The 14610-nt window shown below is 63.0% G+C and carries 15 protein-coding genes; all 15 read left to right on the top strand.

Annotation, left to right across the window (positions count from 1 at the left end):
• Position 1 precedes the first annotated feature (1 nt).
• The 15 genes from J3P88_RS28070 (at position 2) to gspM (ending at position 14537) form a co-directional block, all read left to right on the top strand.
• Positions 2-1420 carry an FAD-dependent oxidoreductase gene (locus tag J3P88_RS28070; protein WP_003196992.1) on the top strand — a complete coding sequence of 473 codons (1419 nt, stop codon included), beginning with the start codon at positions 2-4 and terminating at the stop codon, positions 1418-1420.
• 264 nt (positions 1421-1684) lie between these two features.
• A complete protein-coding gene (gene hemE / locus J3P88_RS28065) occupies positions 1685-2752 on the top strand; it encodes a uroporphyrinogen decarboxylase (RefSeq protein WP_434572880.1) in 1068 nt (355 codons plus the stop codon).
• A gap of 328 nt (positions 2753-3080) precedes the next feature.
• On the top strand, positions 3081-4544 hold the full coding sequence (gene gbpA / locus J3P88_RS28060; RefSeq protein ID WP_434572878.1) for an N-acetylglucosamine-binding protein GbpA: 1464 nt from the start codon (positions 3081-3083) through the stop codon (positions 4542-4544).
• A gap of 67 nt (positions 4545-4611) precedes the next feature.
• On the top strand, positions 4612-5160 hold the full coding sequence (locus J3P88_RS28055; protein WP_434572876.1) for a cytochrome b: 549 nt from the start codon (positions 4612-4614) through the stop codon (positions 5158-5160).
• Positions 5157-5684: a type II secretion system protein N gene (locus tag J3P88_RS28050; protein WP_434572874.1), complete on the top strand. Its 528-nt coding sequence runs from the start codon at positions 5157-5159 to the stop codon at positions 5682-5684. The genes J3P88_RS28055 and J3P88_RS28050 overlap by 4 nt, the downstream gene beginning before the upstream one ends.
• A gap of 8 nt (positions 5685-5692) precedes the next feature.
• Entirely contained in the window at positions 5693-7618 is a 1926-nt protein-coding gene (gene gspD, locus J3P88_RS28045) for a type II secretion system secretin GspD (protein ID WP_434572872.1), read from the top strand.
• Between the two features lie 50 nt (positions 7619-7668).
• Complete coding sequence (gspE, locus tag J3P88_RS28040) at positions 7669-9087, top strand: type II secretion system ATPase GspE (protein WP_434576637.1); 1419 nt, start codon at positions 7669-7671, stop codon at positions 9085-9087.
• 4 nt (positions 9088-9091) lie between these two features.
• Complete coding sequence (gene gspF, locus J3P88_RS28035) at positions 9092-10300, top strand: type II secretion system inner membrane protein GspF (protein ID WP_434572871.1); 1209 nt, start codon at positions 9092-9094, stop codon at positions 10298-10300.
• A gap of 3 nt (positions 10301-10303) precedes the next feature.
• The gene (gene gspG / locus J3P88_RS28030; RefSeq protein WP_434572869.1) at positions 10304-10762 is read left to right on the top strand and encodes a type II secretion system major pseudopilin GspG; all 459 of its coding nucleotides are present in this window, start codon (positions 10304-10306) and stop codon (positions 10760-10762) included.
• Positions 10763-10764: 2 nt separating this feature from the next.
• Positions 10765-11232, top strand: a complete 468-nt coding sequence (gene gspH / locus J3P88_RS28025) for a type II secretion system minor pseudopilin GspH (RefSeq protein ID WP_434572867.1) — start codon at positions 10765-10767, stop codon at positions 11230-11232.
• Positions 11225-11611, top strand: coding sequence for a type II secretion system minor pseudopilin GspI (gspI, locus tag J3P88_RS28020; RefSeq protein WP_434572865.1), 387 nt, complete (start codon positions 11225-11227; stop codon positions 11609-11611). The genes gspH and gspI overlap by 8 nt, the downstream gene beginning before the upstream one ends.
• On the top strand, positions 11604-12137 hold the full coding sequence (locus J3P88_RS28015) for a type II secretion system protein GspJ (protein ID WP_434572863.1): 534 nt from the start codon (positions 11604-11606) through the stop codon (positions 12135-12137). Before gspI ends, J3P88_RS28015 begins: the two co-directional genes overlap by 8 nt.
• Complete coding sequence (locus tag J3P88_RS28010) at positions 12134-12979, top strand: type II secretion system protein GspK (protein ID WP_434572861.1); 846 nt, start codon at positions 12134-12136, stop codon at positions 12977-12979. The genes J3P88_RS28015 and J3P88_RS28010 overlap by 4 nt, the downstream gene beginning before the upstream one ends.
• Positions 12979-14082: a type II secretion system protein GspL gene (gspL, locus tag J3P88_RS28005; protein ID WP_434572859.1), complete on the top strand. Its 1104-nt coding sequence runs from the start codon at positions 12979-12981 to the stop codon at positions 14080-14082. Before J3P88_RS28010 ends, gspL begins: the two co-directional genes overlap by 1 nt.
• Positions 14082-14537 (top strand): type II secretion system protein GspM, encoded by a 456-nt coding sequence (gene gspM / locus J3P88_RS28000; RefSeq protein WP_434572857.1) that lies wholly within the window; start codon positions 14082-14084, stop codon positions 14535-14537. The genes gspL and gspM overlap by 1 nt, the downstream gene beginning before the upstream one ends.
• Positions 14538-14610: the final 73 nt, after the last annotated feature.

Genomic DNA, 14610 nt, shown 5'->3' with positions numbered 1-14610 from the left:
AATGGCTGAACGTCTGAATAACGACTTCCAGTTCATCGATGTCGGGCGCAAGGATCCGAAGAAGAAACTGTTGCGTCAACGCAAGAAAGAGTTCGTGGAAATCTACGAGCCTTTCAAACCCCAGCAGTCGGCCGACCAGGCCCACCGCTGCCTGGGCTGCGGTAACCCGTATTGCGAATGGAAGTGCCCGGTGCACAACTTCATTCCCAACTGGCTGAAACTGGTGGCCGAGGGCAACATCCTCCAGGCCGCCGAGCTGTCCCACCAGACCAACACCCTGCCGGAAGTCTGTGGCCGGGTGTGCCCGCAGGATCGCCTGTGCGAAGGTGCGTGCACCCTCAACGACGGTTTTGGCGCGGTGACCATCGGTTCGGTGGAGAAATACATCACCGACACCGCGTTCGCCATGGGCTGGCGCCCGGACATGTCCAAGGTCAAGCCGACCGGCAAGCGCGTGGCGATCATCGGCGCGGGCCCGGCGGGCCTGGGCTGTGCCGACGTGCTGGTACGCGGTGGCGTGACCCCGGTGGTGTTCGACAAGAACCCGGAAATCGGCGGTCTGCTGACCTTCGGCATTCCCGAGTTCAAGCTGGAAAAGACCGTGCTGAGCAATCGCCGCGAGGTCTTTACCGGCATGGGCATCGAGTTCCGCCTGAACACCGAGGTGGGCAAGGACGTGACCATGGAGCAACTGCTTGAAGAATACGATGCGGTCTTCATGGGCATGGGCACCTACACCTACATGAAGGGCGGCTTTGCCGGTGAGGACCTGCCGGGCGTCTACGACGCGCTGGACTTCCTGATCGCCAACGTCAATCGCAACCTGGGCTTCGAAAAGTCGCCAGAAGATTTCGTCGACATGAAGGGCAAGAAGGTTGTGGTGCTCGGCGGTGGCGACACGGCGATGGACTGCAATCGCACGTCGATTCGCCAGGGCGCCAAGTCGGTGACCTGTGCCTATCGTCGTGACGAAGCGAACATGCCCGGCTCGCGCAAAGAGGTGAAGAACGCCAAGGAAGAAGGCGTGAAATTCCTCTACAACCGCCAGCCGATTGCCATTGTCGGTGAAGACAAGGTCGAAGGCGTGAAAGTGGTCGAGACCCGTCTCGGCGAGCCGGACGCCCGTGGCCGCCGTAGCCCCGAGCCGATCCCGGGCTCCGAAGAGATCATCCCGGCCGACGCCGTGGTCATCGCTTTCGGTTTCCGCCCGAGCCCGGCGCCGTGGTTCGAGCAGTTCAGCATCCAGACCGACAGCCAGGGCCGTGTCGTCGCCCCGGAACAGGGCCAGTACAAACACCAGACCAGCAACCCGAAGATCTTCGCCGGTGGCGACATGGTCCGCGGTTCCGACCTGGTGGTGACGGCGATCTTCGAAGGCCGCAATGCGGCGGAAGGGATCCTGGATTACTTGCAGGTCTGACCGAACGACACCAATCCTGTGGGAGCGAGCTTTGTGGGAGCAAAGCTTGCTCGCGATACAGGCGCCTCGGTAATCAAGGGACCGCGGTGTTTTCATCGCGGGCAAGCCTTGCTCCCACAAAAAAGCTCCCACAGGTCTTTTGTGGTGTTAGAAGACTGTGTTGCACCGCGACAAATTGCCCCGATAGATAAAAGGCACGGCTCTTGCCGTGCCTTTTGCGTCGCGCTCTGAGAAAATGCCCGCACTTTTTTTCCGGATGCCGACATGACTGCCCTGAAGAACGACCGTTTCCTTCGCGCCCTGCTCAAGCAACCCGTAGACGTCACCCCGGTGTGGATGATGCGCCAGGCCGGTCGCTATCTGCCGGAATACCGCGCCAGCCGCGCCAAGGCGGGCGACTTCATGAGCCTGTGCATGAACCCGCAGTTCGCCTGCGAGGTCACGATGCAGCCGCTGGACCGCTACCCGCAGTTGGACGCGGCGATCCTGTTCTCCGACATCCTCACCATTCCCGATGCCATGGGCCAAGGCCTGTACTTCGAGACCGGCGAAGGCCCGCGCTTCAAGAAAGTCGTCAGCACCCTGGCCGACATCGAAGCCCTGCCGATTCCCGATCCGCAGAAGGACCTGGGCTACGTCATGGATGCGGTCAGCACCATTCGCCGTGAACTCAACGGCCGTGTGCCGCTGATCGGTTTCTCCGGCAGCCCGTGGACCCTCGCGACCTACATGGTCGAAGGCGGCTCGTCGAAGGACTTCCGCAAGACCAAGGCGATGCTCTACGACAACCCGCAAGCCATGCACTTGTTATTGGACAAGCTGGCGCAGTCGGTCACGTCCTACCTCAACGGCCAGATCATGGCCGGTGCGCAAGCGGTGCAGATTTTCGATACCTGGGGTGGCAACCTGTCGGCAGCGGCGTACCAGGAGTTTTCCCTGGCCTACATGCGCAAGATCGTCAGCGGCCTGATCCGCGAGCACGAAGGTCGCAAAGTCCCGGTGATCCTGTTCACCAAGAACGGCGGCCTGTGGCTGGAAAGCATTGCCGAGGCCGGCGCCGACGCCTTGGGCCTGGATTGGACCTGCGACATTGGCAACGCTCGCGAGCGTGTCGGTCATAAGGTCGCCTTGCAAGGCAACATGGACCCGACCGTGCTCTACGCCAAGCCTGAAGCGATCCGCGCGGAAGTCGGGCGGATCCTGGCCAGTTACGGCAGTGGCAGCGGCCATGTGTTCAACCTCGGCCATGGCATCACCCCGGAAGTCGACCCGGAACACGCCGGTGCTTTCCTGCGGGCGGTGCATGAGTTGTCGGCGCAATACCACATTTGATTCCCCGTCACCCAGCCTGTCCGGACCCGTGCCGGACAGGATTTTTTTTGTCCGCTGTTAACCGTCCAACCTATAACCAGTCGATTATTTTTTGGGTTGTTTGCTTTTGTTTGTTGGGCATTTTTGTTCGTAAGATGTTTCTCTAATTATGTAAGGGAAATCGAATCAGAGATCATTCCTTCTATGTTGAGAGATTTATCCTACATAGAGAATCCATAAGTTTCTATAAAGTTCCGGGCACTTGTAAGGGCGGGCGCTGAGCAGTCCGGCGCGCCTTTCAAGCAGGCGGTGACACGTCTTTCATTTTGATGACTAGTCTGGAATTTATATGAAAAATAACTTCAACAAAGGCAATGTATTAACGGGGTGTGCGTCTTCATTAGTTCTGTTGTCGGCCCTGGCGGCATCCCAAAGTGTGCTGGCCCATGGCTTCGTCGAAGTACCGCCTTCTCGTGCGCTGTTGTGCAAGCAAGGTGTCAACCTGAACTGCGGCGGCGCGCAGTACGAACCGCAGAGTACCGGCGAAACCTTCAAGGGCTTCCCGAGTGGCGTCGGTGGTGCACCGCTGCAAGGCCCTGTCGACGGCAAAATCGCCAGCGGCGGCAAAGCCAATTTTTCTGCCCTCGATGCGCAATCTGCCACGCGCTGGCACCTGACTGAAATCAGGGACCGCAACATCACCTTTCAATGGCAATACTCCGCCGCGCACCCTGCGACCAAACACGAATACTTCATTACCCGCGACGGTTGGAACCCGAACGAAGCGCTCAAGCGCGCCTCGTTCGACAACACGCCGTTCTGCACGGTGGATGGTGGTCATCAACCCCCGGTAGCCGGTGCCCCACACAACTGCGTCATTCCTGACAGTAAATCGGGTCACCACGTCATCCTGGGCGTCTGGACAGTGGGCGATACCGATAACGCGTTCTATAACCCTGTGGATGTGAACATCCTCGCCGAAGCCGCATTGCCGGGCGGCTGGAAACCGGTGGGCAGCATTACCCCATCCACCCCGTTGCTGGCAGGGGACAAGGTCAAGGCCCGGGCATTCTCCGCCACCGGCGAAAATGCCCAATACAGCGTAGAGATCAGCATCGACAACGCCGAAGAAGGCGAGGCTGGAAACTGGTCGTTCAAACTGGCCGAAGCCATCAACAACGCCCATTCCCCGATTCGTGCCGGTGTTCGTGACGACGAAGGCAATATCACGCCGATCAAGGGCGCCAACAGCCTGTACGCCCAGGAAGAAAGCGGTGTGACCCGCTATGAAGTGCAACTGGACATGCAGGAAGACACGGGCGCCAGCTTGGGGATTTCCTCCCTGCAGCCAGAGTACGTACTCGACAAAGGTCGGGTCAGCATGGCGTTCGCCGCGCAGACAAACCGCCGGATGAACCTCGAAGCCACGTTGTTCGATGAGAAGAACAAGCAAGTGGGTGTCGTGAGCAAGGTGGGTGAAGGCAGCACTGCGCTGAGCCTGGACGTGCGCAGCGCCCCAGGGGTTCATACCCTGACGCTGGTGGGCACCACCGAAGACGGCCGCACCACGCGCCAGGAGACCCAGACGGTCACCCTGACCGGCGAGGGCGCCGACATCGAGTATGACTTCGTGTTCCCTGAAGGTGCCAACGACTACACCGCCGGCACGAAAGTGCTGCAGCCCAAGACTGACGAAGTCTTCGAATGCAAGCCGTTCCCCGCGTCCGGCTACTGCAAGCAGTACTCCCCGACAGCGAACGGCTTTGAGCCAGGTGTCGGTGCCTCCTGGCAGAGCGCCTGGGACAAGCTGTAAGTCCTGACAGGCATAGCCCCAGCCGATCCGTACGGGTTGCCTGGGGCTTTCAGATGAGAACGCAGTGATGTCTATTCCTTACTCCAGGCGACGTGTGCTGCTGCACTGGTTGTCGGCGGTCATTATCTTATGGGCGCTGGCGTCCGGTTTTTATGTGGCGTCCAACTCGGTATCCGCTTCGACCGAACAGTGGGTCGGCTCACTCAATGTGTCGCTGACGACGCTGTTCATTCCGTTTTTCCTATGGCGGGCCTGGCTGTTCGTTTGCGAGCTGGCGCCCCGTGGCGCGACGCTTTCATTGGACAAGCGGCTGGCCTTGGCGGTGCATGGGCTTATCTATCTGGTCATCGGTGTCGTACTGGTGACCGGTGTGCTGATGATGAAAAGCCCCATCAGTGTCTTTGGCCTCGTTCGATTCCCCCAGCCGTTGGCTGATCCGGTGTTGATCGACCTGGCCAACACCGTCCACAGGCTGTCTTGCGTGGTGCTTTCGATGCTCGTCGCGCTGCATCTGTGCGCGGTGCTCTGGCACGAGTTTTCCGGACGCCGGGTGGTGCGGCGAATGTCCTTCGCCAAGCCCAAGCCTGCGGGCACGATCCAGAGCGCACAACGGTGAGCCTGTATTTTCGGGTCGGCAGCCGTCTGCCGAAGCTGCTGCTGGTGCTCCTGCCGCTGCTGTACGGGATCTTCCTGGCCGGGCAAGAGTGGCGCTTTCGCCAGGTATTGGGTCGTGATGTGCCGGTGCTGACCACCCCGCCGGTGGCTCCTGTTCGCAACGTGCCCAACGTCCAGGCCGTGGCCACGGTGCTAGGCCTGGCACCCGAAGGTGCCCACGCCCCGAGCGCCGAACCGATTACGTTGCAAGCCAGTTTTGTCGCCGATCAAGGCTTGTCCCGGGCATTGCTCGCGGACGCTGCCGGCCCGCGCATTTATCAGGTGGGCGAGCGCTTGCCCAGTGGCAGCGTGCTGCGCCGGGTCGAGACCAGCCATGTGACGCTGTGGCGCAATGGACGTGAAGAGCGATTGGCCCTGCAACCGGCGGCCAAGCCCTTGTTGCGCCAGCTGGACCCCGAAGATGGGCGCCATGCGGCTATCCACTCCTCGCAATACCTACGCCCGGTGGCCGGGCAATTAGAGTGATCGAATTCATGAACAGCTTTATCCGGGGCCGTGTTTCGCGCGTCCTGTTCTGCCTCGCCGCGTCCTGCCTGCTGATGCCCGTCGGTTTACTGCAGGCCGAAGAGGCCCAGTGGCAACTGGCGATGAACAACGCGGAACTGCGCGACGTGGTCGAGGAGTTCTCAGCGATCCTGGGCAAGACCGTGGTGCTCGATCCCCGCGTGTCGGGGCGTATCACCGTCATGTCCCGCGAGGCGCTGGACCGCGAAGGTGTGCGTCGGTTGTTCTATTCGGTCCTCGATGCGCATAACTTCACGGTGATCGACGAGGGCGAGCGCATCCTGATCACCCCGGTCAGCGATGCCAAGACGCGCGCCGCAATCGCGGATGCAAAAAACGCCACGCCGTCGCAGTTCGTCACCCGGGTCCTGGACCTGCAATCAAGCATCGCCGCCGACGTCGCCGGGTTGATCCGGCCCCTGGTGTCGGCCAATGGTTACGTCGGCCCTTCGGTATCGTCCAACGCCCTGGTGGTCACCGACACCGCTGCCAATGTCCAGCGCCTCGCCGACGTGGTTCGGCAGTTGGACTCAGGGCGCAACCGCAATCATGTGGCGGTGCGGTTGCGGCATGCCCAGGCCGGGGACATCGCGCCGCTGATGGAAGCCTCCGTCGGCAAGCGCGAGGGTGACATGGCGGGCGTGGTGATCGCTGATGCCCGCAGCAATCGACTGGTGATCATCGGCCCGCCGGCGGTGCGCCAGCGCCTGGTCGACCTGGCCCGGAGCCTGGATGTCCCGGCTGCGGCATCCCAGGACAACGCCCGGGTCATCCGCCTGCGCCACAGCGATGCCAAGCAATTGGCCGAAGTGCTGGAAGGCGTCGGGCAGGATAAAAAAACCACCCCAGCGCTCGCTGGCCAGCGAGACATTGCCGCCACCCGCCCGTTCATGATCAAGGCCGATGAAAGCCAGAATGCCCTGGTGCTGATCGCCGAGCCGGCCCAGATTCGTATCATTGAAAACATCGTCCGTGAACTGGATCAACCTCGGGCCCAAGTGCTTATCCACGCGGCCATCGTGGAGGTTTCCGGGGACATTACCGAAGCCTTGGGCGTGCAGTGGGGGCTCGACAGAGGCAGCGCGACCGGGTTTATCAACTTTCCGGGTACCGACATCCCGATTATCGGCAACCTGAACCTCAGTGAGCTGGATAAAGGACCGGAAGGTGCGATCCTGCGGCTGGGCGGCGACCGCTTCAGTGCGCTGATCTCGGCGCTGGCGAGCAACACTCACAGCAACCTGCTGTCCACCCCCAGCCTGCTGACCCTGGATAACCAGGAAGCGGAAATCATCGTGGGCCAGAACGTCCCGTTCAAGACGGGCTCCTACGCCACCAGTGGCAACGGCGCGGACAACCCGTTCACCACCGTGGAGCGCAAGGACGTCGGCATCAGCCTCAAGGTCAAGCCCTACATCAACGAAGGCTCGACCTTGCGCCTGGAAGTGGAGCAGGAGGTTTCGGACATCGCGCCGTCTGTTTCCGGCGTGGACTCCTCCGACCTGATCACCAACAAGCGCGCCTTGAAAAGCACGATCCTGGCGGACGATGGCGAGATCATCGTGATCGGCGGCCTGATCCGCGACAGTGTCCGCACCCAGCAAAGCGGTGTACCGCTGTTGCGCAGCATTCCGTATTTGGGTGCGTTGTTTCGCTGGAACCGCGACACCCAGACCAAGAGCAACCTGATGGTGTTCCTGCGCCCGACCATCGTGCGCAGCAACGCAGACCTGGCCGAGGTCAGCCGCCAGCGCTATGACGCGCTTCGGGAGTTGAGCAAGCCCGGCTCGCGGAAAAACAATTCGCTGTTGCTGCCCCGGGACGCCCATCAGTTGTTCGAGTCATCCACCGATGCCGCGGCGGTTGATCCGCAACGGCGCTCGGGTGCCCTGTGACTGACCCGCAAGCCCCGTTGCCCTTTGGTTTCGCCAGGCGCCTGGGCGTGATGCTGGAAGGCGCGGGGCCGACGTTGAGCCTGGTCATGCGCCGCGATACACCGCTCACCACCGTGGCCGAAGTGCAGCGTCTGTGCGGGCGGGACTTGCCGATCCAGATACTGGAGCCGGCACAGTTCGCTGCGCGCCTGGCCAGCGTCTATCGCCAGGGCCAGAGCGCCGCCGAACAGGTCGCCCAAGGCCTGGACGAGGAACTGGACCTGCTCAGCCTGGCCGACCAGATGCCGCAGACCACCGACCTGCTGGAGCAGCAGGGCGATGCGCCGATCATCCGGCTGATCAATGCGCTGCTCAGCGAGGCCGTCCGCGAACACGCCTCGGATGTGCACCTGGAAACGTTCGAACAGTACCTGTCGGTGCGCATGCGCATCGACGGTCAGTTGCAGGAAATGCTCCGGCCACGCCGGGAACTGGCGAACCTGCTGGTGTCGCGAATCAAGGTCATGGCGCGTCTGGACATCGCCGAAAAACGCGTGCCCCAGGATGGGCGAATGGCGTTGCGCCTGGCCGGGCACGAGGTCGATGTGCGGGTCTCGACCCTGCCTTCGGCCCATGGCGAGCGCGTGGTGTTGCGCCTGCTCGACAAGCAGGCCGGGCGCCTGGAGCTGCAGCGCCTGGGCCTGCCCGACGACACCTTGGCGAGTCTGCGCCAGTTGCTCGGCAAGCCCCACGGCATCGTGCTGGTCACCGGGCCCACGGGGTCGGGGAAAACCACCAGCCTGTACGCGGCGCTGAGCAGCATCAATGACCAGAGCCGCAACATCCTCACCGTCGAAGACCCCATCGAATATCACTTGCCGGGCATCGGCCAGATGCCGGTCAACCCGAAAGTCGACATGACCTTCGCTCGCGGTTTGCGGGCCATTTTGCGCCAGGACCCGGACGTGGTGATGGTCGGCGAAATACGCGACCGCGAGACCGCCGAAATCGCCGTCCAGGCGTCGCTGACCGGGCACCTGGTGCTCTCGACCCTGCACACCAACACCGCCGTCGGCGCGGTCACGCGGCTGGTGGACATGGGCGTGGATGCCTATCTACTGGCGTCGTCCCTGGCTGGCATCGTCGCCCAGCGTTTACTGCGTCGTCTGTGCCCGTCCTGCAAGACGCCCTATGTGGCGGACGCCGCCACCTGCCGGCGCCTGGGCCTCGACGCCACTGCCGCGCCCCGGTTGTTCAAGGCCCGGGGCTGCGAGCACTGCCAGAAAGGCTACCGCGGGCGCTTCGGGATCTATGAGCTGGTCAATGTCAGCGCCGCCCTGTCGCAACTGATTCATCAGGGCGCCACCGAGCATGTGCTGGCCGCCGAGGCGCGCAAGACCTCCCGCAGCCTGTTCCAGGACGGTCGCCAGCGGGTGCTGGAAGGCCTGAGCAGCGTCGACGAACTGCTGCGTATCACCCAGGAGGATTAGCACCATGCCGACCTTCGACTATCGGGCCGAAGACGCCCAGGGCCGCCGCTGCAAGGGCCGTGTGGAAGCCGACAGCCCGCGCCATGCTCGCCAGTTGCTGCGCGAGCGCGGCTTGCTGCCCAGCGAACTGGCTGAAGCCAAGGAACCGCGAACCTTGGGCGGGCGGCATGCCGGAGCGCGTTTGAGCCCGGCGGATCTGGCATTGCTGACGTTGCAGTTGTCCACGTTGATCCAGGCCGGCCTGCCCCTCGAAGAATCCCTGGGAGCGGTGGCGCAACAGAGCCAGAAGCGCCGCGTCGCCCACCTGCTGGCGGCGGTGCGCAGCCGGGTGATGGAAGGCCACGCATTGGCGACGGCCCTGAGGGGCTTTCCCCAGGCCTTCCCCGAGCTGTTCTGCGCCACGGTCGCGGCGGGCGAGCAATCCGGGCACCTGGGGCAAGTGTTGGAGCAGCTGGCGAGCTACACCCAAGCGCGGCAGGCATCGCGCCAGCGCATTCAACTGGCGTTGGTGTATCCACTGATCCTGATGCTGGCCTGTGTCGCGATTGTTGGCTTCCTGCTGGGCTACGTGGTGCCAGATGTGGTGAAGATTTTCATCGACAGCGGCCAGCCATTGCCTTGGCTGACCCAGGCGCTGATCGCCGTAAGCGATGGCTTGCGCCGCTATGGCCTGTTGATGCTCGGTGCGCTGGCCGGGCTGCTCGGGCTGTGGCGTTGGAGCCTGCGCCAACCGGCGTGGCGCCTGCGCTGGCACCGTGTGTTGCTGCGGCTGCCGGTGTTGGGCGAAGTGCTGCGGGCGATGGAAGCGGCCCGATTCGCCAGCACCCTGGCGATCCTGAGCAAAAGCGCCGTGCCTTTAGTGGATGCCTTGCACATCGCCGCGCAGGTGATCGGCAACCTGACGATCCGCGCCCGCATGGCCGACGTCGCCCGTTCGGTCCGCGAAGGCGGGACGCTTACGCGTGGCCTGGAGCAGGGCGGCGATATCCCGCCGTTGATGCTGCACATGATCGCCAGCGGTGAGCGGGCCGGCGAACTCGACAACATGCTCGCCCGGGCCGCCGAACAACAGGAAGCCAGCCTCGCGGCGCGTATTGCGCTGGTGGTGAGCCTATTCGAACCGGCCATGTTGGTGTTGATGGGCGGCGTCGTGCTGCTGATTGTCATGGCCATTCTCCTACCGATCCTTAGTCTCAACCAATTGGTGAATTGACCGATGAAACTCCAAAGCAACCGATCCGCCCGTCATCCACAACGCGGCTTCACCCTGATCGAAATCATGGTGGTGGTGGTCATCATTGGCGTGCTGGGCGCCATCGTGGTGCCGCAGGTCATGAGCCGCCCCGACCAGGCCAAGGTGACAGCCGCCCGTACCGACATCCAGGCAATCGCCACGGCCCTGGAAATGTACCGTCTCGACAACTTCCATTACCCCTCGACCCAACAAGGCCTGGAGGCGTTGAGCAAGCGCCCGTCCGGCACGCCCGTGGCGAGGAGCTGGAACCCTCAAGGTTATCTGAAAAGCCTGCCGGTCGATCCCTGGAGCACGCCCTACCAGTACCTCAATCCCGGGCACAAATCCCTCGATGGCGGCTATGACCTCTATTCCCTGGGCGCCGATGGCGTGTCGGGTGGTGAAGGGATGGCGGCCGACATCGGCAATTGGGTCGAGTGAACATGCAGCATCGTTGCCGGGGTTTCACCTTGCTGGAGCTGATGGTCGTCATCGTCTTGATCGGCGTCCTGGCGGGCATGGTCCGCTTCGCCACGGGACCGAGCCCGGCGCGTGAAGCCCGGCAGCAGGCCTGGGAATTTGCCGCAGTAGTGCAGCAGTTGCGCGAGCGGGCGGTATTGGACGGGCAGGAATACGGGGTGCGTGTGCAGCCCGACGGTTATCAGGCGTTGCGGCTCGAAGCCCAGGACTGGACGGCGGTATCGGCGTTGCATCGATTGCCCGAGGGCCTGACGCTCGGGCTGGAGCAGGAGGGTCATGTCCTGCGCCTCGACGACGTTCAAGGCCCGCCGCAATTGCTGATGCTCAGCAGTGACGAGATCAGCCCGTTCAGGCTGCTGATCAAAGTCGCTGGGCAGGCGATTGCCCGGGTCTCGAGTGATGGTCTGGCGGAGCTGCTGATCGATGAGTAACGCGCGCAGGCAGGCCGCCGGTTGCCAGGGTTTCACGCTGTTGGAAGTCATGATTGCCCTGGCGATTTTCGCGACGCTGGCGGCGGCCGTGCTTTCGGCCAGCCAGTTCGTGCTCAAGCAAAGCGCTAGCCTGGAGGACCGTCTGTTCGGCGCCTGGCTGGCGGACAATCAGTTGAGCGAACTGCGCCTGCAAGTTATCACGGCGCCCGGACAACAGCGACTGAGCCGGTACCTTGATCGCCGCGATTGGGTCTTGCAACAGCGGATTGCCCCGGCCCGTGATGGGCGGCTGTTGCAGGTCGAGATCCAGGTTAGCCGCGGCGATAGCGCGACCGTCGCGCACCGCACCATTGGGTGGATCCGAGGCCATCATGAATAAGCAGTCGGGTTTCACCTTGTTGGAGCTGGTCATCGCCATCGCCATTTTTGCCTTGCTCGGCCTGGCCAGTTGGCGGCTGTTCGATGGCGTGGTGCGGACCCAGCAGGGAGCCGGTCAGCATGAGCGCGACATCCGGGCCTTGCAGCGTGCTGTCGGCGTGATCGAACGGGATGTGTGGCAGGCGGTTGTCGACTCGGTCGTGCTCGCGCCGGGGCACTTGCGGTTGCAGCGCAGCCATTGGCGCAATCCATTGGACCAGCCGCGCAGCGAACGGCAAGCGGTGAGCTATCAGCTCCAGGGCGGTGCGTTATGGCGCGAGAGTGTCGGTGAAGGCACGACGCTTGCGCAGCGGCAGAAACTGCTCGACGACGTCCACAGCCTGAGCTGGCGCGCATTCGATCGCCAGCGGGGCTGGCACCGCGAAACCGCGAGGGGCAGCGCGCCGCTGGCGCTGGAATTGATCGTGTCGGCGGGGCGTTTCGAGCAGGTCCGTCGAGTGTTGCTGTTGCCAGAGGCGCTGCCATGAAGCGCCAACGCGGCGTGGCGCTGATCAGCGTGCTGCTGGTGCTGAGCCTGGCCTTGCTGCTGGTCGGTGGCCTGTTGCGCAGCCATCGCCTGTTGTTGCACAGCAGTGCGCAGCAACTGCAACAGGTCCAGTTGCGGCAACTAGGGTTGGCGGGTGAAGACTGGGCGCGGGTGGTGTTGGAAGGCAGTGGGATCACGTCGTCCGGGCCCGTTGACCTGAGCCAGGATTGGGCTCGGCTCGAGCCCGTGTTGGAGGTGGATGGCGCCGAGCTGCGCATCGCTATCGAGGATTTGTCCGGGCGCCTGAATCTCAACACGTTGCTGGCGCTGGGGCAAATCGATCAGGTCAGCCTTGATCGCTGGAGTCGCCTGCTGGCCTTGCTGGATCTGCCGCCACTGACGTTGCCCCAGGTCGGGCCGGTTCAGGAGTTGAGTCAATTGCGTCTGCTGCCGGGCGTCGACGGCCAGACGCTGCGGCGCCTGGAGCCCTGGGTGGTGTTGCTGCCCAAGGACGCGCGGCTGAACATCAATACCGCCTCGCAGCGTGTGCTGATGACCCTCGATGGGATGGAAGCCGGGCCCACCCAGGCATTGGTCAACCAGCGTCGTCACGCGCCATACGCCAGCGTGCAGGCGTTTACCAACGACCCGTTGCTGTCCGGAGTCGGCCTCAACAGCCGTGGGTTGGGCGTGGGCAGCCGCTGGTTTCGAATCACTGTGAGCGTGATCCATGCCGACAGCCGTCTGCGCCTGACCTCGGATATCGAGCGCGATTCTGTTAGTGGACGCTGGACGGTTCGTCAGCGTCGTTTCTTACCCTTCAACCCCAGCGAGTTTCCTTGATGAAAGCCTGGCTTTACCTGACCGCCGAAGGGCTGGACGCGCCTTGCGCCAACTGGCCGTGCTGCGTGTGGTCGCCCACCGGCGAGCGTCGTCGCCTGCCGTTGCACGAGGCGGCCGGCGAGTTGAACGGCCGGCCCGTCGACGTGCTATTGCCGATGGAAATGTGCAGCTGGTTGCGCAGCGATCCATGGCCGTCTCGACGCCACCCTCGGCCCCAGGCCCTGGCGTTCGCCATCGAAGAGCAACTGAGTGAAAACCTGGAGGCGCTGCACATCAGCATCGGCCCGCGGGACCGTCAGCACCGCTATCCGCTGATGGTGACGGCGCGGGCGCGGTTCCAGGCGCTGTTGGCGCTGCTTGCCGAACAAGGCATCGATACCCGTGCGGTGCATGTCGATGCTGATCTGATTGCTGATGACCAGGCGTTTGGGGTGCGCTGGTTCGGGCGCTGGCTGTTGGGTGGAGGACTGTCGGCGCGGTTGTCGTTGTCGGTACAAGGCTTGGCAACGCTCAAGCCTGGCTTGCCTGAGGAGATGCACTGGCTGGACGAGGACCGTGACTGCCAAGGCATCGATGAGTGGCTGTTGAGCACGGGCGGACATCCCATTGACCTGTTGCAAGGCGAGTTCCGTCGGCGCCGCCAACCGCTGCCGTGGCGGGGCACCTCGGTGGCTGCGCTAGGCGCGTTGATGCTCACCTGGACCTTCAGTGAAGCGCGCATAGGCTTTCTTGAAAGTGAAACCCGGCGTCTGTACGTCCAAAGCGAACAGCGATTCAGGTCGTTGCATCCGGAGCAGGAGCGGATCGTCGACCTGGCGGCGCAGTTCCAGGCATTGCAGAGCCGGCGTGGGCCAGGTCCGGACACTCAGGTTGCGCATCTGACCCGTCTGACCGAGCAGGTCATCGGTGCCAGCACCGTTGAGGTGCAGCGCATCGATTTTCGCGAAGGCGAAGGCTGGAAATTCCAGCTGACGGCGAACAGTTTTGTCGAGCTTGAACAACTGCGTGAACGCGGACAGCAAAACGGATTGCCCGTCTCCCTGGGCAGCGCCAGCAAGCAAAACAACCGCGTGCAGGCCATCCTTACACTGGAGAGCCGTTGATGAACATCGGTGGATGGCGGGTCTTGAAACAGGCCTGGGGAAACCTGTCGCGCCGAGAGCAAGGTTTGTTGCTGGGGCTTGCCGGATTGTTGTCGGTGACGCTGGCCTACACCGCGATTTGGCAACCGACCCGGCAACGACTGGAAGTTGCCGAACGACAGCATCGCCAACAAGCCGAACTGAGCGCCCGGATCCAGCGCGCCGAACCCAGCCGGGAAACAACGGCCGGCACCCGGCCCTTGTCGGTGCGCGTCAACGAGAGTGCGACGGCGGCGGGGTTGGACATAGCGGAAATGGAAGTCGATGGCGACTCGTTGCGACTCACCGCCAGTGGTGACGCGAGTGCGTTGCTCCAGTGGTTGGATCAACAAGAGCGGGAGGGCGCGGGGCTTCGGTCGCTGACCTTGGAAGTGGAGAATGGTGTGTTGGGCGCGCGGGTGGTGTTGCGTCAATGACCGACTGATTGCACAACAACTTTTGATCAAGAATATGAGCTTCTGTGGCGAGGGAGCTTGCTCCCGCTCGGCT

Origin of the sequence: Pseudomonas sp. Z3-6 (assembly GCF_051131985.1) — a bacterium.
Classification (GTDB): Bacteria; Pseudomonadota; Gammaproteobacteria; order Pseudomonadales; family Pseudomonadaceae; genus Aquipseudomonas; species Aquipseudomonas zanjanensis.
Note: the sequence above shows the minus strand (reverse complement) of the source record. Positions and strands in the feature narration are given on the sequence as shown.